General features: G+C 74.7%; 18 protein-coding genes. 3 read left to right on the top strand and 15 right to left on the bottom strand.

All coding sequences use genetic code 11. From position 1 onward, the window contains the following. Positions 1 to 762 precede the first annotated feature (762 nt). The 4 genes from IE170_RS09370 to IE170_RS09355 form a co-directional block, all read right to left on the bottom strand. Entirely contained in the window at positions 763 to 1,791 is a 1,029-nt protein-coding gene (locus IE170_RS09370) for a 6-phosphofructokinase (protein ID WP_189808852.1), read from the bottom strand. A 165-nt stretch (positions 1,792 to 1,956) separates the two neighbouring features. After that, positions 1,957 to 2,601: a response regulator gene (locus IE170_RS09365; protein WP_114058867.1), complete on the bottom strand. Its 645-nt coding sequence runs from the start codon at positions 2,599 to 2,601 to the stop codon at positions 1,957 to 1,959. 80 nt (positions 2,602 to 2,681) lie between these two features. Next, entirely contained in the window at positions 2,682 to 3,911 is a 1,230-nt protein-coding gene (gene macS, locus IE170_RS09360) for a MacS family sensor histidine kinase (protein WP_189808851.1), read from the bottom strand. 40 nt (positions 3,912 to 3,951) lie between these two features. Next, the gene (locus tag IE170_RS09355) at positions 3,952 to 4,737 is read right to left on the bottom strand and encodes a lysophospholipid acyltransferase family protein (RefSeq protein ID WP_189809016.1); all 786 of its coding nucleotides are present in this window, start codon (positions 4,735 to 4,737) and stop codon (positions 3,952 to 3,954) included. Positions 4,738 to 4,907: 170 nt separating this feature from the next. Here IE170_RS09355 and IE170_RS09350 point away from each other — a divergent pair, with 170 nt between their 5' ends. Together IE170_RS09350 and IE170_RS09345 are read left to right on the top strand one after the other, a co-directional pair. Further along, complete coding sequence (locus tag IE170_RS09350) at positions 4,908 to 5,687, top strand: alpha/beta hydrolase (RefSeq protein ID WP_189808850.1); 780 nt, start codon at positions 4,908 to 4,910, stop codon at positions 5,685 to 5,687. After that, positions 5,680 to 6,309 carry a hypothetical protein gene (locus tag IE170_RS09345; RefSeq protein ID WP_189808849.1) on the top strand — a complete coding sequence of 210 codons (630 nt, stop codon included), beginning with the start codon at positions 5,680 to 5,682 and terminating at the stop codon, positions 6,307 to 6,309. Before IE170_RS09350 ends, IE170_RS09345 begins: the two co-directional genes overlap by 8 nt. A gap of 18 nt (positions 6,310 to 6,327) precedes the next feature. Here IE170_RS09345 and IE170_RS09340 read toward each other — a convergent pair whose 3' ends face one another. The 6 genes from IE170_RS09340 to IE170_RS09315 all read right to left on the bottom strand — a co-directional run bounded on the left by IE170_RS09340 (position 6,328) and on the right by IE170_RS09315 (position 11,276). Continuing rightward, positions 6,328 to 7,095, bottom strand: a complete 768-nt coding sequence (locus IE170_RS09340) for an endonuclease/exonuclease/phosphatase family protein (protein ID WP_189808848.1) — start codon at positions 7,093 to 7,095, stop codon at positions 6,328 to 6,330. 81 nt (positions 7,096 to 7,176) lie between these two features. After that, complete coding sequence (locus IE170_RS09335; RefSeq protein ID WP_189808847.1) at positions 7,177 to 8,118, bottom strand: ROK family glucokinase; 942 nt, start codon at positions 8,116 to 8,118, stop codon at positions 7,177 to 7,179. 61 nt (positions 8,119 to 8,179) lie between these two features. Beyond that, a complete protein-coding gene (locus IE170_RS09330) occupies positions 8,180 to 8,659 on the bottom strand; it encodes a DUF5304 domain-containing protein (RefSeq protein ID WP_189808846.1) in 480 nt (159 codons plus the stop codon). A gap of 69 nt (positions 8,660 to 8,728) precedes the next feature. Next, complete coding sequence (locus IE170_RS09325; protein ID WP_189808845.1) at positions 8,729 to 9,949, bottom strand: ArsA family ATPase; 1,221 nt, start codon at positions 9,947 to 9,949, stop codon at positions 8,729 to 8,731. Positions 9,950 to 9,954: 5 nt separating this feature from the next. After that, complete coding sequence (locus IE170_RS09320) at positions 9,955 to 10,401, bottom strand: SRPBCC family protein (protein WP_114057237.1); 447 nt, start codon at positions 10,399 to 10,401, stop codon at positions 9,955 to 9,957. Between the two features lie 80 nt (positions 10,402 to 10,481). Beyond that, positions 10,482 to 11,276 (bottom strand): metallophosphoesterase family protein, encoded by a 795-nt coding sequence (locus tag IE170_RS09315; protein ID WP_189808844.1) that lies wholly within the window; start codon positions 11,274 to 11,276, stop codon positions 10,482 to 10,484. A 229-nt stretch (positions 11,277 to 11,505) separates the two neighbouring features. Here IE170_RS09315 and IE170_RS09310 point away from each other — a divergent pair, with 229 nt between their 5' ends. Continuing rightward, complete coding sequence (locus tag IE170_RS09310) at positions 11,506 to 13,302, top strand: AMP-dependent synthetase/ligase (protein WP_189808843.1); 1,797 nt, start codon at positions 11,506 to 11,508, stop codon at positions 13,300 to 13,302. A gap of 520 nt (positions 13,303 to 13,822) precedes the next feature. Here the strand turns inward: IE170_RS09310 and IE170_RS09305 are convergent. From IE170_RS09305 to IE170_RS09285, 5 genes are all read right to left on the bottom strand, one after another. Continuing rightward, positions 13,823 to 14,965, bottom strand: a complete 1,143-nt coding sequence (locus IE170_RS09305; protein ID WP_189808842.1) for a glycosyltransferase family 4 protein — start codon at positions 14,963 to 14,965, stop codon at positions 13,823 to 13,825. 35 nt (positions 14,966 to 15,000) lie between these two features. Beyond that, positions 15,001 to 16,116, bottom strand: coding sequence for a hypothetical protein (locus IE170_RS09300; RefSeq protein ID WP_189808841.1), 1,116 nt, complete (start codon positions 16,114 to 16,116; stop codon positions 15,001 to 15,003). A gap of 44 nt (positions 16,117 to 16,160) precedes the next feature. After that, on the bottom strand, positions 16,161 to 17,213 hold the full coding sequence (locus IE170_RS09295) for a C40 family peptidase (RefSeq protein ID WP_189808840.1): 1,053 nt from the start codon (positions 17,211 to 17,213) through the stop codon (positions 16,161 to 16,163). 228 nt (positions 17,214 to 17,441) lie between these two features. Beyond that, on the bottom strand, positions 17,442 to 18,467 hold the full coding sequence (locus IE170_RS09290) for a C40 family peptidase (protein WP_189808839.1): 1,026 nt from the start codon (positions 18,465 to 18,467) through the stop codon (positions 17,442 to 17,444). A gap of 264 nt (positions 18,468 to 18,731) precedes the next feature. Then, on the bottom strand, positions 18,732 to 20,096 hold the full coding sequence (locus IE170_RS09285) for an NYN domain-containing protein (RefSeq protein WP_189809015.1): 1,365 nt from the start codon (positions 20,094 to 20,096) through the stop codon (positions 18,732 to 18,734). Between the last annotated feature and the right edge of the window lie 7 nt (positions 20,097 to 20,103).

Below are 20,103 nucleotides of genomic sequence, written 5' to 3'. Positions count from 1 at the left end.
GGCCGCCCCACACAGCGGGCCCGGCCCAGCCCCGGACGCCGAAGGCGGACCGTACCGGGACGCCTTCGCCGTCCCCCTACGGCTCCCGGCCGGGACGCCCGCACGGCCGCCCCACGCAGCAGGCCCAGGCCTGGCCCGGACACGGAGGCGGGCTCTACCGGGCGCCGCCTCGACCCTCCCCGGCAGCCCCGGCCGGGACGTTCGCACGGCGGCCCCGCGCAGCGGCGGCGGGTGGCCGCTGAGCCGAGGGCGCCCACGTAGCGATCCGGGGCGCTCCTGTCTCCCGATGATGCTCTGGACGTCGTTTCCCGACACCAAAGCCCATCCGGCTTCCGCCGACGGAGCGGCTGATGCCGGTGGGGCGAAAGGTGCCACTGGGGCGGGGGAGCAAGCTCCCTGACCCGGCTCGCAGGCCCAACTACCTCCAGGCCATTCCCCCGGGGGCGGCCCCGGCAGAAAAAAATGCCTCCGGGGCGGGTCGTCCTGTCAAGGGTGGCCCGAAGGGCCATCGCGAAGCGACGCGACGACGAAGGAGGAGCGCCCTTTACAGGACGGCACGCCCCGGACACCATCAACTGCCGGGGACACCCCCAGCGACACACCCGACCCCGACCCCGCGGCTCCCGCCAACCCTCCCCCGACAGCTCCCAGCCCGGGCGTCCGTACAACCGCCCCGCGCGGCAGGCCGAGACCGGGCCCGAATGCCGGGCCGGGCCGGGGTGCCGCTTCGGGCCGGCCGCCCCGGCCCGGGGCCGGCCGGCGTCAGCCGAAGAAGACGCCGGCCTCCCGGTACAGGGCCGGGTCGACCGTCTTCAGCTTGGCCGTCGCCTCGGCGAGGGGGACCCGCACGATGTCGGTGCCGCGGAGCGCGACCATCGTGCCGAAGGCCCCGTCGCGGACCGCGTCGACGGCGTGCAGTCCGAAGCGGGTGGCGAGCCAGCGGTCGAAGGCGCTGGGGGTGCCGCCGCGCTGGACGTGGCCGAGGACGGTGGTGCGGGCCTCCTTGCCGGTGCGGGCCTCGATCTCCTTGGCGAGCCACTCGCCTACGCCCGACAGCCGGACGTGCCCGAAGGAGTCGGTGGTGGCGTCCTTGAGGACCATGTCGCCGTCCTTCGGCATGGCGCCCTCGGCGACGACGACGATCGGCGCGTAGCTGGCCTTGAACCGGGAGGTGACCCAGGCGCACACCTCGTCGAGGTCGAAGCGCTGCTCGGGGATGAGGATGGCGTTGGCGCCGCCGGCGAGGCCGGAGTGCAGGGCGATCCAGCCGGCGTGGCGGCCCATCACCTCGACGACGAGGACCCGCATGTGGGATTCGGCGGTGGTGTGCAGCCGGTCGATGGCCTCGGTGGCGATGCCGACGGCGGTGTCGAAGCCGAAGGTGTAGTCGGTGGCGGACAGGTCGTTGTCGATCGTCTTCGGGACGCCGACGCAGGGGATGCCGTATTCCCCGTGGAGGCGGGCGGCCACGCCGAGGGTGTCCTCGCCGCCGATCGCGATCAGCGCGTCGACCTCGTGCTTGGCGAGGGTGTCCTTGATCTGCCGTACGCCGTCGTCGAGCGTGAAGGGGTTGGTGCGCGAGGAGCCGAGGATGGTCCCGCCGCGCGGCAGGATGCCGCGGACGGCGGGGATGCCGAGGGGGACGGTGTCGCCCTCGACCGCGCCGCGCCAGCCGTCCTTGAAGCCGGTGAACTCGTAGCCGTACTCCTGGACGCCCTTGCGGACGACGCCCCGGATGACCGCGTTGAGCCCGGGGCAGTCGCCGCCGCCGGTCAGCACTCCGACCTTCATGGGATCTCCCTTTCGCCACAGGGCCGCTCGGGCCCGCATGACGGCCACGCTAGTGGTGACCCAGGTCACACCAGCGGCAGCGGAAGAGGCAATTCCGGTGGAATTGCGGGGCGTTGGGTACGCCCGTTCACTCGGATGGGGACGTAAGTACGACGTACGCCAGTGTCAGACCCCGTCGAGGCCGCGCTCTATCGCGTACCGCACGAGCTCCACCCGGTTGTGCAGCTGGAGCTTGCCGAGGGTGTTCTGGACGTGGTTCTGGACGGTGCGGTGGGAGATGACGAGCCGTTCCGCGATCTGCTTGTACGACAGCCCCTTGGCGACGAGCCGCAGCACCTCGGTCTCGCGGTCGGTCAGCTGGGGCGCCGTCGGCTCGTCGGGGGCGGCGGGCGCCGGGTCCGAGGCGAGCCTGCGGTACTCGCCGAGGACGAGCCCGGCGAGGCCCGGGGTGAACACGGCGTCGCCGGCGGCCGTGCGGCGCACCGCGTCGATCAGCTCCCGGGCGCCGGCGGACTTCATCAGGTAGCCGGTGGCACCGGACTTGACGGCCTCCAGGACGTCGGCGTGCTCGCCGCTGGCCGACAGGACGAGGACGCGCAGGGCGGGGTCGGCGCCGACGAGCTCCTTGCAGACCTGGACGCCGGGCATGCCGGGCAGGTTGAGGTCGAGGACCAGCACGTGCGGGGAGACGGCGCGGGCCCGGCGCACCGCCTCGGGGCCGTCGCCGGCGGTGGCGACGACGTCGAAGCCGGCCTCGGCGAGGTCGCGGGCGACCGCGTCGCGCCACATCGGGTGGTCGTCGACGACCATCACCCTGACGGCGCCGAGCGCGTCGGCGCCGTCCTGTCCGGTCGGCTGCGCCGTCTGCCCGTTCGGTTCGTTCGGCTCGGTCACTGGGTCCTCCCCCTGGGTACTTTCAGTTCCACTTCGGTGCCCTGCCCGGGGACGGACACCAGCTCGGCGGTTCCGCCGAGGTCGCGCAGCCTTCCGCGGATGGACAGGGCGACGCCCATGCGGCCCTCGCCCTCGGCCTGGTCCAGACGGCCCGCCGGGATGCCGGGGCCGTCGTCGCGGACGGTCACGATCACTTCGTCGCCCCAGTCCTCGACGAGGATCCAGGCGCGGGCGCCCTCCCCGGCGTGCTTGCGCACGTTGTCCAGGGCCGCGCCGACGGCGGACGCCAGCTCGCGGGCGGCGGGCGCGGGCAGCGGCACCGGGGTGCCCGGCTCGGCGAAGCTCACCCGCGATCCGGCGTGCGGGGCGAGCAGGGACCGCAGGTCCACCTCGCCGCCGCCGGCGCCGTCCGCACCCGTCGCGTCCACGTCGTCGTCCTCGTCGTACGCGTCGACCAGCGCCCCCCGCGACTCGTCGCGGGAGACCCGGGAGGGGCGGACGAGCCCGCTGGAGACGAGGGTGCGCAGCGCGACCTCCTGCTCTCCGGCCAGCCGCCCCAGTTCGGCGGCCTCGCCGCCCAGCTCTGTGCCGCGGCGCTGGACCATGGCGAGGACCTGGAGCACGCCGTCGTGGATGTCGCGGGCGAGGCGCTCCCGCTCGCGGGTGGCGGCCTCGATCTCCAGGGCTCGGGCGAGGGTGGCCTCGCTGGCGCGGGCGACCTCGACGACGTACCCGATGGCGACGGACGCCACCCACACCAGCAGCACGTTGTGGACGGTGTCCCGGGTGGGCTCGCCGCGCTGGACGATGTTGGCGGCGGCGACGAGGCTGGAGGCGACGCAGGCCCAGCGCCAGCCGCCCTTGATGGCGAAGGCGAGGACCGAGCCGGCCGTCCAGATGGTGGGCAGGGTGGGGCCGCCTGCGGTGATCCGCTCGTGGGTGTCCGCGAGCGGGGTCAGCAGGATGCCCACGAGGGCGACGGTGAGGTCCGCGACCAGGAAGCGCTTGGTGCAGCTGGCCGCGTTCGCGACCTTGCGGAGCGTGGCCAGGGTCCACACGGCGAGGATCGCCAGGTACCAGACGGCGATCCACGGCCGGTCGAAGTACCGGTAGGCGGAGGCGAACAGGCCCACCGCGTAGACCATGGTGATCAGCCGGTAGGCGGTCAGCGCCCGCCACAGCGGCTGCTCGACCGACATGCGCACGACACGTTCGCGTTTCGCCATTGCCCCACCCCTTGCGGGCGGTACCGCCCTGCTGCCGCGCCTATTCGGCGGTCTTGCCGGCTTCCGCCGCCTTCTCGGCCTCCGCCGCCTTCTCCGCCTTCTCGGCCGCCTTGTCCGCGGCCTTCCCGGCGGCCTTGGCTGCCTTCTCCGCCTTCTCGGCGTCCGCGATCTGCCGCTTGGCGGCCGTCGCGTAGATGTCGACGTACTCCTGGCCGGACAGCTTCATGATCTCGTACATGACCTCGTCGGTCACCGAGCGGAGGATGAAGCGGTCGCCGTCCATGCCCTGGTAGCGGCTGAAGTCGAGCGGCTTGCCGATCCGGATGCCGGGCCGCATCAGCTTCGGGACGATCTTGCCGGGCGGCTGGATCTTCTCGGTGTCGATCATGGCGACGGGGATGACGGGGGCCCCGGTGGCGAGCGCCACGCGGGCCAGGCCCCCGGGCTTGCCGCGGTAGAGCCGGCCGTCGGGTGACCGCGTCCCCTCGGGGTAGATGCCGAACAGCTCCCCGCGCTCGATGACCTCGATGCCGCTCTTGATGGCGGCCTCGCCGGCGCCGCGCGCTCCGGAGCGGTCCACCGGGAGCTGGCCGACGCCCTTGAAGAACGCCGCGGTCAGCTTGCCCTTCACGCCCGGGGAGGTGAAGTACTCGGCCTTCGCGATGAAGGTGACCTTCCGGTCGAGCACGGCCGGCAGGAAGAACGAGTCCGAGAAGGACAGGTGGTTGCTCGCCAGGATCGCCGGCCCCTCGGCGGGGATGTTCTCGAGGCCCTCCACCCACGGCCTGAAGGCGAGCTTCAGGGAACCCCCGATGGAGAACTTCATTGCGCCGTAGATCAACTCGAAAGCCTTCCTGTGTCCTGTCGAACAGACCTTAACCCCTGCCCCGCGCCGAGGTGCCCCGACGGCCCTGGTCGGTGCCGTGCCGGTCGCGTACGGTGAAGTCACACAGCGCTACGCACCCGCCCACACCCCTTGTCACGAAGGAGAACCCGGTGCCCGTCCTCCCTGGAGCCGAGCCGTTCCGCCACGAGGGCGGGGAGGTCGGCGTCCTCCTGTGCCACGGCTTCACGAGCACGCCGCAGTCGATGCGCCCGTGGGCCGAGTACCTCGCCGCGCAGGGCCTGACGGTGTCGGTGCCGCTGCTTCCGGGGCACGGTACGCGCTGGGAGGACATGCAGCTCACGGGGTGGCAGGACTGGTACGCGGAGGTCGACCGGGCACTGCGCGAGCTGCTCGACCGGTGCGCCCGGGTGTTCGTCTTCGGCCTGTCGATGGGCGGGGCGCTGACGCTGCGGCTGGCGGCGAAGCACGGTGATGCCATCAGCGGCATCGTCCTCGTCAACCCGGCCAACAAGCTGCACGACCCGCGGGCGTTCGCCCTTCCGGTGGCCAAGCACTTCATCCGGTCGACACCGGGCATCGCGAGCGACATCGCGAAGCCGGGTGCGCACGAGATCGGCTACGACCGGGTGCCGACGCGGGCCGCGCAGTCGCTGCGGGACTTCCTGCGGCTGGTGGACGGCGACCTGCCGCAGGTGACGCAGCCGGTGCTGCTGCTGCACAGCCCCCAGGACCACGTGGTCCCGCCGGTGGACTCGGCGCGGATCCTGGCGCGGATCTCGTCGACGGACGTGACCGAGACGCTGCTGGAACACAGCTACCACGTCGCGACGTTGGACCACGATGCGGAGCGGATCTTCGAGGACAGCCACGCGTTCGTCGCGCGGCTCGCGGAGGGCGTCGGCAGCAAGGAGGCGGCCAGCGGTGGCTGAGCACGAGGAGCCTGCGGGGGGCGTGCCCCCGCTCGACGAGGAAGCGGCGTGGGCGGCGATCGTCGCCGGGTACGGGCAGGAGCCCCCGGACCCGCCGGGGTCGGGGCCGTTCCGGCCGATCGAGAACCTGATGCTGCCCGAGGAGGACGTGAAGCCGCTCCCGCCGAAGCCGGGGCCCTCCTCCGGCGGCGGGCCCGGTGCGCCCGGGTCCGCGGGGCCGCCGGCCCGGGAGGAGTCCGCCGAGGAGCCTGCGAAGGACGACGCCGGCCCGGCGAAGCCGCTGGGCAGTTCGGTGGTGTTCGCCCCGGGCGTCGGGGTGGGCGGGGCCGGGAGCGGGCCGCGGGACTACGCGCCCGCCGAGCCGGACGGCGGGGACGAGGGGCACTTCGTCCAGCCGGAGCCGGAGCTCCCGGAGGCCGACACCACGGCGAAGTTCGCGTGGCTGGCGGTGGTGGGCGGGCCGGTGCTGCTGCTGCTCGCGGTGCTGTTCCAGTGGGACATGACGTGGTGGCTGACCACCCTGGGTATCGGCGGGTTCCTGGGCGGCTTCGCCACCCTGGTGGCCCGGATGGCGCACGGCGACGACGAGGACGACGACCCGGGCCGCGGCGCCGTCGTCTGACCGGCCGGACCGCGCGGCTCAGCCTGCGGCGGGGAGGCGCAGGGCCGCGAGGACCGGGAGGTGGTCGGTGGCCGCGGCGAGGTCCGCGCCGCTGACGCCGGCGAGGCCCTCGGGCACCCCGCAGCCGAGGACCTCCACGCCGGGGCTCGCGAAGACCGCGTCGATGCGCCGCGGCCGCCCGGAGCGGACGAAGGTGTGCTCCCCGCCCCACGGGGCGGCCGCACGGCAGTCCTGGAGGGCGCCGGCCAGCATCCGGAACGCGGGGCCGTCGGGCGTCTCGTTGACGTCCCCGGCGGCGATCGCGTACGGGGTACCCGCCCGCTCGACGCGGGACAGCAGCTCCCCGGCCTGGGTCCGCCGCTCGGCGGGGTCCAGCGACAGGTGCGCGCTGAACACGGCGGTGCGGGCCGCCCCGAAGCGGACGACGGCGGTGGCGAAGCCCCGCCGGTGCAGGCCGGGCGTCAGCGGGAGCAGGACGTCCTCGGTGCGCTCGACGGCGGCGCGCAGGGAGCACATCAGGAGCGGCCCGGCTGCGGTCGCCCCGCCGGAGAGCACGACCAGGTCGCACTTGGCGGCGAGGCGGGCGGCGTGCTTGCGCCAGCGGAAGAACCGCGGGGCCTCCTGGACGAAGACCAGGTCGGGGGCGCAGGCGCGGATGACGCGGGCCAGGGCGTCCTCGTCGTCGCGCAGCGAGCGGACGTTGTAGCTGAGGGCGCGGACGACGGCGGAGCCGTCGGCCTCCGTCCGGGACTGCGGCAGCGCGGGCAGGCGCGAGGTCAGGTCCATACCCGGCAACATAGCCACACCGCCCGCCGTGCCACAGGGGGCGCGGCGGGCGGTGGGGCGCCGGCTCACCGGGCGGGCGGCTCAGCCCTGGCGGGCGAGGTCGGCTGCGCCGACCAGGCCGGCCTTGCCGCCGAGCTGGGCGGCCAGCACCTGGGCGTGCGGGCGCCAGGCGCCGCCGATCAGCCAGCGCTTGAAGGACTTGCGGATCGGGTCGAGGACGAGGTCGCCCTCGTCGGAGACGCCGCCGCCGACGATGAACGCCGACGGGTCGAACAGGGAGGCCAGGTCGGCGAGGCCGGCGCCGGCCCAGCGGGCCAGCTCGCGGAAGGAGTCCACGGCCACCGGGTCGCCCTGGCGGGCGGCCTCGCTGATGTGCTTGCCCTCGATGCCCTCGGGGGTGCCGTCGCCCAGGGCGAGGAGCAGGGCCGCGTTCTCCGGGGTGGCCTTGGCGCGCTGCCTGGCGTACCGGACGAGGGCGCGGCCGGAGGCGTACTGCTCCCAGCAGCCCTGGCTGCCGCAGCCGCACAGCAGGCCGTCGGGGACGACGCGGATGTGGCCGAACTCGGCGGCCACGCCGAAGCGGCCGCGGCGCAGCTTGTTGCCGATGATGATGCCGCCGCCGAGGCCGGTACCCAGGGTGATGCAGATGACGTCCTCGTGGCCCTGGCCGGCGCCGAAGCGGTATTCGCCCCAGGCGGCGCAGTTGGCGTCGTTCTCGACGACGACGGGCAGGCCGATGCGCTGCTCGACCTTGTCCTTGAGCGGCTCGTGGCGCCAGTTGATGTTGGGCGCGAACAGGACGGTCGCGCGCTTGTCGTCGACGTATCCGGCGGCGCCGATGCCGACGGCTTCGATGCTGTGGTGGCTGCTTACCGCGGAGACGGCGGAGCAGATCGCGTCCGTCACTCCGTCCGCGCTCGGCGGGGTGGGCACCTTGTACGTCTCAAGGATGGTGCCCTCTTCGTCGACCACGCCGGCCGCGATCTTCGTGCCGCCGATGTCGACGCCGATGGTGAGTCCCATTAGTCCCTCGGTTTCCGGTCAAACCCCGCCACGACCAAAGGTACCCGAGGGCGGCGGAGTCTCAGTCGAGGTCGATGCGCTGGGTGGGGCCGGGGCCGCCGTCGTCGCGGGGGTCGGAGCCGTCGCCGGCGGGCTTGCCGTCGGCGCCGGGCGCGGGGTCGGCGGTGCCGCGGGTCCAGCGGCGCTCGTGTCCCTCGACGGCGGAGCGGTAGGCGGCCAGCAGCTCGGAGCCGGCGGCGGCGAGGTGGTCGAAGACCTCGGGGTTGCGCTCGACGACGGGCCGGGCGGCGGCCTTCGCCTGGTCGACGAACTGCCGGACGGCGCCCTGGGCGGCAGCCCCGAGCAGCGGGTTGTTCAGGGCGGTCACCTTGTCGGCGACGGCCTCGAACAGCTTGAGGAGCTCCTCGGCGGCGGTGCCGGCCTGCCCGCCGGGGCCGGCCGGGCCGCCCTGCCGGGAGCGGCGGCGCTCCTTCTCGGCGGCGAGGTCCTCGGCGCAGGCATCGGCCCAGGCGTCGTCGGGACGGTCGGTGGCCTCGCTCATGGCGGACTCTCCTGGGCGGCTTCGGGGTGTGCGTGCTTCCTTCGACGTTACCCGAACGGGGGTACGGGTTCAGGGCGTGCGCGGCCACAGCGCGGGGTCGGGGGTGAAGCGGATGCGGAGCTCGCCCTCGGTGAGGGCGGCGCCGGAGACGGTGCAGCGGCGCAGGGCGGCGGGCAGGGGGACGATCCGCCGGTGCGGTCCGGCCGCGACGAGCAGCTCGTCGCCGCGGCGTACGAGGTCGAGGTCGCGCTTCTCGGCGCCGGGCAGCGGGACGGCCCAGACGAGGACGCCGTCCTCGGCGAGCCGGTCCTCGACGGTCCAGGGGCGGCGGGCGGCGGGTCCGTGCGGGAGCAGCCGGGCGGCCGCGGCGGCGAGGCGGTCCAGGTCCTGCGGGCCGCGGGGGGTGCGGCCGAGGTGGGGCAGGGCGGTGACGGGCGTGCGGGCGGCCCAGCGGGCGGCGTACTGCTCCTGCTCGGCGGCGAGCCCGGCGAGCCAGGGGTCGGGCGAGTCCTGCGGGACCATGCGGTTGGCGGCGATCCCGGCGACGCCCAGCTCCATGAGGGAGGCGCCGAGCAGGCCGCTGCGCAGGGCGGCGTCGGCGGCCGGGCCGGGCTCGGCGACGAGCAGCAGGGAGGTGGTGTCGGCCTCGACGGCGCGCTGTGCGGCAGCCAGCTCCCCGTCCCAGCGGGCGGCGGTCTCGTACAGCCACTGCGCGGGCATCGGCACGCCGGCGAGCTGGGCCAGTACGGGCCGCAGGGCGCGGGCGGCCTGCCGCTCGGCGGGCAGCAGCCGGGCCAGGTAGCGGCGCAGCTGGGCCGGGAGCGCGAGGACGGCGAGGGCCTGGGGCAGCGGCGGCATGTCGGCGACGACGAGGTCGGTGCCGGGGGCGGACGCGGCCCGGCGCAGGGCCCGCAGCAGGGCGAACTGCTCGGCGCCGGGCAGGTCGGTGAGCTCCTCGGCGCCCAGGGGGCGGGAGCCGAGCATGCCCAGCAGGGCGGATCCGCGCTCCTGGAGGGCGGCGAGCTCGGCGCGGAACTCGGCGCCGGAGTCGACGCGGGCCGTGAGCACCCCCGCGGCGGGCTCGGCGGCCAGGCCGGGGGCGGCCTCGACGGGTTCTCCGTCGGGCTGGCCGAGGAGGGCGCGGACCGGGTCCGCCGGGCCGGCGGGGGCGGCCGCGTCCGCGCGGAGCAGCAGGACGCGGCGCCCGGTGCGGGCCGCGGCGGCTGCGGCGGCCGCGGCCACGGTGGTCCGCCCGGCGCCGCCGGGGCCGGTGACGAGCAGGATCTGCACGCCGGTCAGGCCGCGGTGGTCTCGACGCGCTTCTTCAGGCCTGCGAGGGCGCGGTCGATGATGACCTTCTCGGCCTTCCGCTTGATCATGCCGAGCATGGGGATCTTGACGTCGACGGTGAGCTGGTAGGTGACCTCGGTGCGCTTGCCGCCGTCGAGGGGGGCCAGCCGGTAGGAGCCGTCGAGCTGGCGGAGCATCTGGGACTTGTCGAGGGTCCAGCTGACCTCGTCGGTGCCGTTCCAGGTGTAGGCGAGCGTGTGGTCGTCGCGGATCGCGCCGGCGTCGAGCAGGAGGCGGACCTTCTGCGCGCGGCCCTGGGCGTCGGCGGCGAGCACCTCGGCCTCCTTGACCTCGCCCGTCCACTCGGGGTAGCGGGCGAAGTCGGCGATCACGGCCATGACGTCGGCCGGCGCCGCATCGATGGTGATGCTCGAGCTGGTGTGTTCCGCCATCGCGGTCGCTCCTGACGTGGAGTGTTCGAGGATGTGTGCGGCCTGCGGCCGCCGCGTGCAGGCTACCGTGCGTGCGGAGGTCACCACTCCATGGCCCACGGCCTGCCGGTCGAGGCGAAGTGGCCGACGTTCACGCACTCCGTGGACCCGATGCGCATGCGGCGGGCCAGGGGCTGGTGGACGTGCCCGAAGAGGGCGTAGCGGGGGCGGGTCCGCCGGATCGCGGCGAGGAGGGCCTCGCTGCCGCGCTCGAAGCGGCGGGCGACGGTGTCGTAGCAGAGCTCGGGGACCTCCGGCGGGATGTGCGAGCACAGGACGTCGACCTCGCCGAGGGCCTCGACCTTGGCGGCGTACTCCTCCTCGGCGACCTCGTAGGGGGTGCGCATCGGGGAGGGCAGGCCGCCGCCGACGAAGCCGAAGACGCGGCCGGCGATCTCGACGCGCTGCCCGTCGAGGACGGTGGTGGAGGGGCCGGCGTACTCGGGCCACAGGGCCGGGATGTCGACGTTTCCGTAGGTGGCGTACGTGGGGTGGGGGAACGCGGCGAACATCTGGGCGTACTGGCGGCGCACGGCCTCCTCGATCAGCTGTTCGCGGTCCAGGCCGTCCCACAGCCGGCGGCCGAACGCGCGGGCCTCTTCGAAGCGGCGCGCGGTGCGCAGCTCGACGATGCGGTGGGCGTTGTCGACGCCGAAGAGGTCGGGGAAGATGCCGCGGGAGTGGTCGGCGTAGTCGAGGAAGAGCACCAGGTCGCCGAGGCAGATCAGCGCGTCGGCGCCGTCACCGGCCCTGGCGAGCGCCTCGGCGTTGCCGTGCACGTCGCTGACGACGTGGACCCGCGTGCTGCTTTTCCTGCCACCCGTGCTGCCCGTCATGGGCCCACCCTAGGGGGGTGGGCGCGACGCGGGTAGAGGGGCCGGTGGCAGGGGCCCTACCTGCGGTTACTTCCTAGTCGTTGCTCGGGTCGACTAAGGTCGACCGGGCAGTGCCGCGCCATGTGACGCACGGAACATCTGGCCGGTTCCCTCTATCCGGAACCCACTACCGGTGGGTAACGTCCGGTCGGTCCACACGGTGGCGATGGCGCCCAGAGGAGCAGCAGTCTTGCGCGAGTTCAGCCTTCCGGCCCTGTACGAGGTCCCGTCGGACGGGAACCTGACGGATCTCATCCGCCGCAATGCCGCTCAGCATCCGGACACCGCCGTCATGGGCCGCAAGGCCGGCGGCCGGTGGCAGGACGTCACCGCGCGGGAGTTCCTCGCCGAGGTCCGGGCCGCGGCCAAGGGCCTCATCGCGGCCGGCGTCCGGCCCGGCGACCGCGTCGCGCTGATCTCCCGCACCCGCTACGAGTGGGTGCTCGCCGACTTCGCGATCTGGTCCGCGGGCGGTGTCACCGTGCCCGTGTACGAGACCAGCTCGCCCGAGCAGATCCAGTGGATCCTCGGCGACTCCGGCGCCGTCGCGGCGATCGTGGAGGGCCCCGGGCACGCCGAGGCCCTCGCGTCGCTGCGCGACCGGCTGCCCGAGCTGCGCGAGGTGTGGCAGATCGAGCAGGGCGCCGTGGAGGCGCTGACCGCGCTCGGCGCGGGGATCACGGACGCGGAGGTCGACGAGCGCAGCTCGATCGCCAACGCGGACGACCCCGCCACCATCGTCTACACCTCGGGCACCACCGGCCGCCCCAAGGGCTGCGTGCTGACCCACCGGAACTTCTTCGCCGAGTGCGGGAACGTCGTGGAGCGGCTGAGCCCGCTGTTCCGCACCGGCGAGTGCTCGGTGCTGCTCTTCCTGCCCGCGGCGCACGTCTTCGGCCGCCTGGTCGAGGTGGCGGCGGTGCTGGCGCCGATCCGCCTGGGCTGCGTACCGGACATCAAGAACCTGACCGACGAACTCCAGTCGTTCCGGCCGACGCTGATCCTCGGCGTGCCGCGCGTCTTCGAGAAGGTCTACAACTCGGCGCGCGCCAAGGCGCAGGCCGACGGCAAGGGGAAGGTCTTCGACGCCGCCGCGGAGACGGCCATCGCGTACAGCCGCGCGCTGGACACCCCGAAGGGCCCGTCCTTCGGCCTGAAGCTCAAGCACAAGATCTTCTCGAAGCTGGTGTACAGCAAGCTGCACGCCGTGCTCGGCGGCCGCGGCGAGTACGCGATCTCCGGCGGAGCCCCGCTCGGCGAGCGCCTCGGCCACTTCTTCCGCGGCATCGGCTTCACCGTCCTGGAGGGCTACGGCCTGACGGAGTCCTGCGCGGCGACCGCCTTCAACCCGTGGGACCGCCCGAAGATCGGCACGGTCGGGCAGCCGCTGCCCGGCTCGGTGGTCCGCATCGCCGACGACGGCGAGGTGCTGCTCCACGGCGAGCAGGTCTTCTCCGGCTACTGGCAGAACGAGGCCGCGACGGCCGAGGCGCTGACCGACGGCTGGTTCCACACCGGTGACGTCGGCACCCTCGACGAGGACGGCTACCTCGCGATCACCGGCCGGAAGAAGGAGCTGATCGTCACGGCCGGCGGCAAGAACGTCGCGCCCGCGGTGATCGAGGACCGCATCCGGGCGCACGCGCTCGTCGCCGAGTGCATGGTGGTGGGCGACGCCCGGCCGTTCGTGGCCGCGCTGGTCACCATCGACGAGGAGTTCCTCGCCCGCTGGGCGGCGGAGAACGGCAAGCCGGCCGGGTGCACGGCGGCCGACCTGCGCGAGGACGCGGACCTGATCGCGGCCGTGCAGAAGGCGGTCGACGACGGAAACGCGGCCGTGTCGAAGGCGGAGTCGGTCCGGAAGTTCCGCATCCTGCCGGCGCAGTTCACGGAGGAGTCGGGCCACATCACGCCGTCGCTGAAGCTGAAGCGGAACGTCGTGGCGAAGGACTTCGCCGACGAGATCGAAGCGCTGTACCGCGCGTAGGCGCCCTGCGCAGTTCCCCGCGCCCCTGATCCCGGCTGCCGAGCCGGGGGGCGCGGGGTTCAGTGCTTCCGGAGTCCCGAGCCGGTCCGAAGCGGCGTAGAGCCCGCCGGTGCCCGAGTCGCGCAGTTCCCCGCGCCCCTGGCAGAGCCCCCTCGACGGGGTCGGCAGAGCCGCACTCCACCACCGGGGTCAACCGGCCGTACCGGGCCTGCCCGCCGCCGTGGCTGAGCGCGCAGTTCCCCGCGCCCCTGGCATAGCCCCACAGGGGCGCGGGGACTGCGCGACCGCGCCGCCACGACCCGCGGACACAAACGGCCCGCTCCACCCCGAGGGGGCGCGGGGAACTGCGCGACCAGCCCGCGACGGCCCGCGGACGCAGACGGGCCGGTCCGCCCCGGACGGGGCGCGAGGGCCGGGGCGGAGTCCCGGTTTCGGGAAGGGGCGGGGTGGGGGCTCGCTCCGCGCAGCGGCAGGCCGCCAGGCCTTCGCTCCGCGCCGCCGCGCGGCCGTGGCCCCGCCGCTACAGGAGGGCGCGGAGGTGGGTGGCCAGGTGGTCCCAGCGCCACTTCTCCTCGACCCAGGCCCGGCCGCGGTCGCCCATGCGGCGCCGGAGCTCCGGATCCTCCAGGAGGGCCACGATGCGCTCCGCGGCGTCCGCGGGGTCGCCGCCCCGCACGACCCACCCGGTCTCCCCGTCGAGGACGGCGTCCGGCGCTCCTCCGGAGTCCCCGGCCACGACCGGCAGCCCGGTGGCGGAGGCCTCCAGGTACACGATGCCGAGGCCTTCGACGTCGAGCCCGCCGCGCCGTGTCCGGCACGGCATGGCGAAGACGTCCCCGGCCCCGTAGTGGGCGGGCAGCTCCCCCCACGGCACGGCGCCGGTGAACACCACGGACCGGCCCACCCCGGTGGAGTCGGCGAGCGCCCGCAGCTCCGCTTCGTAGGGCCCGCCGCCGACGACGAGCAGCACCGCGTCCGGCTGGGCGGCGAGGATCCGCGGCATGGCCTGGATCAGCGTGTCCTGCCCCTTGCGGGGGACGAGCCGGGAGACGCACACGACGACGGGCCGGTCGGTGAGCCCGAGCCTGGCCCGGATCTCGTCGCCGCCGCTTGCGGGGTGGAAGGTCTTCTCGTCGACGCCGGGCGGCAGTTGGACCATGCGGCCCGCGGCCTCGGGGGTGAGCGCGGAGGCGATCCGGGAGCGGGTGTATTCGCCGAGGTAGGTGAGGGTGTCGGTGCCTTCGCCGATCCGCCGCAGCAGGTGCCGTGCCGCGGGGAGCTGGGCCCAGCCGGCTTCGTGCCCGTGGGTGGTGGCGACGATCCGGCGGGCGCCGGCCCGCCGGAGGGCGGGCGCCATGAGCCCGAGGGGGGCGGCGGCCCCGAACCACACGGACTGGCAGCCGTGTTCGCGCAGCAGCGCGACGGCCCGCCGGGTGACGCGCGGCGTCGGCAGCAGCATGGTGGTGCGGTCGCGTACGACGTGGAACGGCTGCTCGGCGTCGAAGGCGGCGGTGGCGTCGCGGCCTTCGGCGCTGTGCTTCCAGGTGGAGGCGTAGACGACGATCCGGTCGGGGTCCAGCCGCAGTGCCATGTTGTGCAGGAAGGCCTGGATGCCGCCGGGGCGCGGCGGGAAGTCGTTGGTCACGATCAGCGTCTTGTGCATTGCCTGCCGACAGTACCGGACGGCCCGCTGGGCGCTCAGGGCGCTGCCGCGAGCTCGGTGCGCAGCCGTTCCCGCCAGGCCCGTGCCAGTGCGGCCCCGTCGAGGCCGAGCTCTTCCCGCAGGACGGTGTCCAGCGGTTCGCGCCCGGCCCGCTCGTAGAGCCGGATGAGGATGCCGTCGCCCCACCGGTCGGCGATGAGCCGGCAGGCGAGCCAGGCGCCTTCGTAGGCGCGGGCGAGCGAGTCCGCGTCGGTGCCGAAGGCGAAGTCCCGGTCGGAGGGGAGTCCGGCCGGCAGTTCGCCGCGGCGTACGGCCCGGGCGAGTGCGGGTGCCGCGTCGGCGGGGGCGGTGCCGGTGCCGCGGTAGGCGGCCCAGTCGGCGAGGCCTTCGGAGAGCCAGAGCGGGGTGCGGTCGGTGGTGGCGGGGCGGGTGGCGGCGTGGGTGGCTTCGTGGGTGAGGACGACGTTCCGCCCGGCGGCGCTGAGCTGGGCGTACGCGGCGGGGTTGAGGACGATCCGGTCGGCGGGGGCTGGCGCGCCGCCGGTGCTGCCGGTGGTGACGGCGGCCATGCCGGTGTAGGCGGCGGCGGGCCGGCCGAGCAGTGCGGCCATGGCCTCCTGTGTCGGGGGGACGAGGACGACGACCCGCCCGGCCCAGGGCCGCGGCCAGGCGGCGGCCACGGCGGGGACGGCGCGGTCGGCGTCGGCGGCGACGTCGGCGGGGTCGGGCCCGCCGCGGCCGGCGCGCAGGACGAGCGCGCGGGCGCCTCGGACGACGTCGAGGGGGCCCTGGTCCCAGGGCTGCGGCGGCGCCCCGGGCGCCGGGGCGTCCCCGGTGACGGTCCAGCGCCCGCCGCTCAGGGAGAGCCGGATGTCGCGGGCGGATCCGGCGGGGGCGGTGTCGTAGCCGTCGATGCGGTAGCGCAGCTCGGCGGTGGCGGTGGCGCGGGCTCCTTCCCTCCGCACGCCGGTGACCTCGTACGTCCACTGCGCGAGCGGGAGTCCGGGCGGGCGGGCGGAGGGCTGCCGGGACCAGGCGGCGACGGCGGTGCGGACGGCCCGGTCGGCGGTGTCCGGCGCGGGGGCCGCGGCGCAGCCTGCGGCGAGCACGCACAGGGCGAGCGGTGCGGCGGCGCGGCGGACGGGGGGCATCCGCCGATCCTAGGCCGTCCGGTTCGGCGGCCGCACCCGCGGAGTCAGGGCCGCGTCACGGAGGCGACGGGCATCATCCCGACGGGGTCGTAGCGGACGCGGGCGCCCGGGTAGGGGGCGTGGATGACCTGGCCGTTGCCGACGTACATGCCGACGTGGCTGGCGTCGGAGCGGTAGGTGACGAGGTCGCCGGGCTGTGCCTGGGAGAGCGGGACCTTGCGGCCGGCGTGCCGCTGGGCCTGGGAGGTGCGCGGGAGGGACACGCCGGCCTGCCGGTAGGACCACACCATCAGTCCGGAGCAGTCGAAGCCGGTGGGGCCGGTGGAGCCCCAGATGTACGGGCGGCCGAGCGCGGAGCGGGCGGCCCGTACGGCGGCCGCGGCGCGGCCTGAGACCCCGGCGGGGGTGTCGGGCAGGTCGGCGTCGGCGCCGTCGCGGCCTCCGGAGCGGGAGCTCCGCTCGTAGTCGGCGCGCTCGGGGGCGGGCATCTCGTTCAGCAGGCGCCGGGCGGCGGCGAGTTTGGCGGTGACGATGCGCTTCTCGCGGGCGACGTCGGCGCGGGCGGCGTCGAGTTCGGCGAGTTTGAGGGAGGCTTCGCGGCGCTGCTGGACGAGTCTGCGCTGTTCCTTGCGCAGGTCGTCGAGTTGGCGGGCCTGGCGGTCGGTCAGCTGCTCCAGGGTGGCGGCCTTGTCGAGGTATTCGACGGGGTCTTCGGAGAGCATGAGCTCGACGGCGGGGTCGATGCCGCCGGAGCGGTACTGGGCTCCGGCGAAGGCGCCGAGGACGCCGCGCATGGTGTTGATGCGGTCCTGGCCGCGCGCGAGCTGGTCCTGGGCGCGGCCGATGTCGGCGCGGAGGGCGTCGGCGCGTTCGCCGGCGCGGTTGTAGCGCTCGGTGGCCTGTTCGGCTTCCCGGAAGAGGCGGTCGACCTGGGCGCGGGCGCTCGCCGCGGGCTCCCGGGGGTGGCCGGGGGCGGCGACGGCGGGTGCCGCGGTGAGGGCTGCGGCTGCCGTGGCCGCGGCTGCTGCGGCGGTGAAGGCGGTGATCCTGGTGTTCCGGTCGGGGCCGACGGGCCCGGTCCGGCGAGGGGACGCCACGTGCAACCGCTCCCTTTCCGCAGTGCGGGGCCGGGTCCGCCCCGGGTGGACGGCCGTGTTCCGGGCTCCGCGCGGGCAGACAGTAGCCGCGCGGCCGGGGGGCGGCCAACGCCCGGCGCGGGGCCGGGCAGGGCTGCGCCCCGCTTCTGACGCAGGTCATGGGCGGGGCGCGGGGTCCGGGGCGGCGGCGCGGAATTCGCCCGGATGGGCGGTGCGGGGGTGCGGCCGTCAGATGCGGACGCCGAATTGGAAGGGCATGTTGTTGATGGACTCGTACTTGACGCCGCCGCGGGGGTTGGAGGCGTGCAGCACCATGCCGTTGCCGGCGTAGAGGCCGACGTGGTGCAGGTCGGAGTAGAAGAACACCAGGTCGCCGGGTTGCAGGGCGCTGCGGCCGATGCGGGTGCCGTCGTTGGCCTGGGTCCAGGTGGTGCGGGTGATGCCGACGCCGGCCTGCTTGTACGCCCACTGCGTCAGCCCGGAGCAGTCGAAGGCGCTGGGGCCGGTGGCTCCGGAGACGTAGGCGCTGCCGAGTTTGGTCTTGGCGGCGGCGAGGGCGGCTCCGGCGCGGCCGGACGGCTTGGCGTTTCCGAGGTCGGCGCGGTCGCTGTCGGCGCGGCTCGCGCGGGCCTCCTCGTCCTTGAGCTGGGCGCGCTGCTGTGCGGTGAGGGTGTTCAGGAGGGCCTGGGCTTCGGCGAGCTTGTCCTGGGAGGCCTTCTTCTTGGCGCCGAGCTCCTTGCGGGTGGCGTCGAGGTCGGCGAGCTTGCCGGCGGCTTCCTGGCGCTGCTGGGCGAGGCTGCGCTGCTTGGCCTGGATCTTCTGCACGGCGTCGAGTTGGCGGCCCGTCACCTGCTGGAGGGCGGAGGCCTTGTCGAGGTAGGTGTCGGGGTCGCCGGACAGGAACAGGGCGACGGACTGGTCCAGGCCGCCGCCCCGGTACTGGGCGCTGGCCATCGAACCGAGGCCCGCGCGGAGCTGGTTGAGCTCCTCCTGGCCGCGGGCGACCTGGTCCTGGATCCGCCCGATCTCCTTTTCGAGCTTCTCCTGGCGCTCCTTGGCCCCGTTGAACTTCTCGGTGGCCTGTTCCGCTTCCTCGTAGAGGGCGTCGACCTTGGCCTTGACCTCGTCCTTGTCCGGCTGGGCGGGGGCGGCGGAGGCGCTGTGCGCGGAGAGGGCGACGGCTGCGGCGGCCGTGGCGGTCAGCACGGTGACGCGCGCGCGGTTCGGCTGCTTGGGACGACGGTGGGACGCCACGAAGCCGAGCTCCTTCTTCTTGGGGCCCGCCGGGGCCGGGTGGGTCGGCGCACCACGGCGGAACCTCCGCCGACACCCCGAATGAGTGATCTACCGCACGAAGGTTTGAGCAGACCCTAGTGAGCCCGCTGTGATCACTTCAAACCCCTGAAGGAAAAATTCCGCTCCTGCGACCAGGTTCTTCACCGCAGGCCACGCTGTGTGCCGGGGACTTGACGGTCCGTCCCGCAACGGCACTACCAAATCGGGCATTCCTGCGAGGAGTTACGAAACGCGCGAAAGGCGCTTCAGCAGCAAAGCGGACGCCACGGGCCGTGCCCCCGCCTTCGCCACCCCGTCGGCGACCTCGCGGTCGGTGGAGACCACGACCACCGGCCGGCCGGGCGGCTCCGCCCGCACCAGCTGGCGGATCAGCTCGTCCGCGGTCACCCCGGGCTTGGAGAACAGCACCCGCACCCCGCGCGGCGGCGCGAGCAGCACCGGCGCGGCCAGCTCGGCCCCGTCGAACACGCAGGTCATCTCGGCGCCCGTCTGCGCGGCCAGCATCGACAGCCCGCCCAGCAGCCGCAGCCGCTGCTTCTCGAGCGGCATCGTCGGGTAGCCGGTCTTCGTGACGTTGTAGCCGTCCACCACCAGATGCGCCTGCGGCAGCGCCAGCAGCTGGTCGAGCAGCGCCGGATCGGTCTCCGACAGCGCCCGCGCCGCGATGTCCTTCGGCGACATCCGGCCCGGCTCCACCGCGTCCGCCAGGTCGGCCGGCCGCGTCGAGACCGGCGGCAGCGCCAGTTCCCGGCGCAGCCCCTGGGCGGCGTCCAACACCGTGTCCAGCAGCAGCCGCAGGCGCATGTCCTCGATGCTGCGCCCCTCGCGGGTCGCGCGGCGCGAGGTCTCCAGCGCCGCCTCCACCTCGGCCAGCCGCGACTTGAGCCGGCGGGACTCGCTCTCGGCGGCGGCCACCTGGGCGGCGGCCTCGGCGCGCACCGCGTCGATCTCCGCGGTCGCCTTCCGCAGGGCCGCCTCCCCGCGCTTGACGTCGCTGAGGGCGCTGCGCAGTTTGCGCTGAAGCGATTCGGCTTCCTTCCGCGCCGCCTCCAGCTCGCCGCGCACCTGCTCGCCGCCGGCACGCTGGGCCTCCCGCAGGTGGGCCAGCTCCGTGCGCAGCCGGTCGAGTTCGCGCCGGGTCTCCTCGTCCGCCCGCTCGGCGTCGGCGCGCTGGGCCTCCTCCCCCGCGGCGGCGACCAGCTTCACCCAGCCGGCGGGCCGCAGGACGTACGCCGCCGCGGCCACGTCGAGCGGGTCGGCGGCGGCCGGCGGGGCGCCGGAGTCCAGCGCCGCGGCCAGCTCCGCCTGCGCCTCGCGGACCTTCTCCGCGACGCGCCCCCGGAAGACGGGGTCGCTCTCGACGGCCGCGGCCATGGCGTTGCCCGCGAACTTGGCCCGCCGGGTCGGGGTGAACCGGGCGTACTGGCGCAGCTGCGCCGGGAGGTCCCCGACCGTCAGCGCCCCGAAGGCGTCCGAGACGAGCGCGACGACCCGGCGCCGCACGCCCTCCGGCAGCGGGCGGTCGAGCACCTCGGCGGCGGCGCCGGCCACATCGGCCGGCTCAGCGCCGCTTGCTGGCTCCACAATCCGTCAC

Origin of the sequence: Streptomyces toxytricini (assembly GCF_014649915.1) — a bacterium.
Taxonomy (GTDB): Bacteria; Actinomycetota; Actinomycetes; order Streptomycetales; family Streptomycetaceae; genus Streptomyces; species Streptomyces toxytricini.
Note: the sequence above shows the minus strand (reverse complement) of the source record. Positions and strands in the feature narration are given on the sequence as shown.

Coding starts and splice junctions, on each gene's coding strand:
- IE170_RS09370 (WP_189808852.1), bottom strand. CDS start 1,791: ATGAAGGTCGGAGTGCTGACCGGCGGCGGCGACTGCCCCGGGCTCAAC.
- IE170_RS09365 (WP_114058867.1), bottom strand. CDS start 2,601: ATGGTCGTCGACGACCACCCGATGTGGCGCGACGCGGTCGCCCGCGAC.
- macS (WP_189808851.1), bottom strand. CDS start 3,911: ATGGCGAAACGCGAACGTGTCGTGCGCATGTCGGTCGAGCAGCCGCTG.
- IE170_RS09355 (WP_189809016.1), bottom strand. CDS start 4,737: ATGAAGTTCTCCATCGGGGGTTCCCTGAAGCTCGCCTTCAGGCCGTGG.
- IE170_RS09340 (WP_189808848.1), bottom strand. CDS start 7,095: ATGGACCTGACCTCGCGCCTGCCCGCGCTGCCGCAGTCCCGGACGGAG.
- IE170_RS09335 (WP_189808847.1), bottom strand. CDS start 8,118: ATGGGACTCACCATCGGCGTCGACATCGGCGGCACGAAGATCGCGGCC.
- IE170_RS09330 (WP_189808846.1), bottom strand. CDS start 8,659: ATGAGCGAGGCCACCGACCGTCCCGACGACGCCTGGGCCGATGCCTGC.
- IE170_RS09320 (WP_114057237.1), bottom strand. CDS start 10,401: ATGGCGGAACACACCAGCTCGAGCATCACCATCGATGCGGCGCCGGCC.
- IE170_RS09315 (WP_189808844.1), bottom strand. CDS start 11,276: ATGACGGGCAGCACGGGTGGCAGGAAAAGCAGCACGCGGGTCCACGTC.
- IE170_RS09305 (WP_189808842.1), bottom strand. CDS start 14,965: ATGCACAAGACGCTGATCGTGACCAACGACTTCCCGCCGCGCCCCGGC.
- IE170_RS09300 (WP_189808841.1), bottom strand. CDS start 16,116: ATGCCCCCCGTCCGCCGCGCCGCCGCACCGCTCGCCCTGTGCGTGCTC.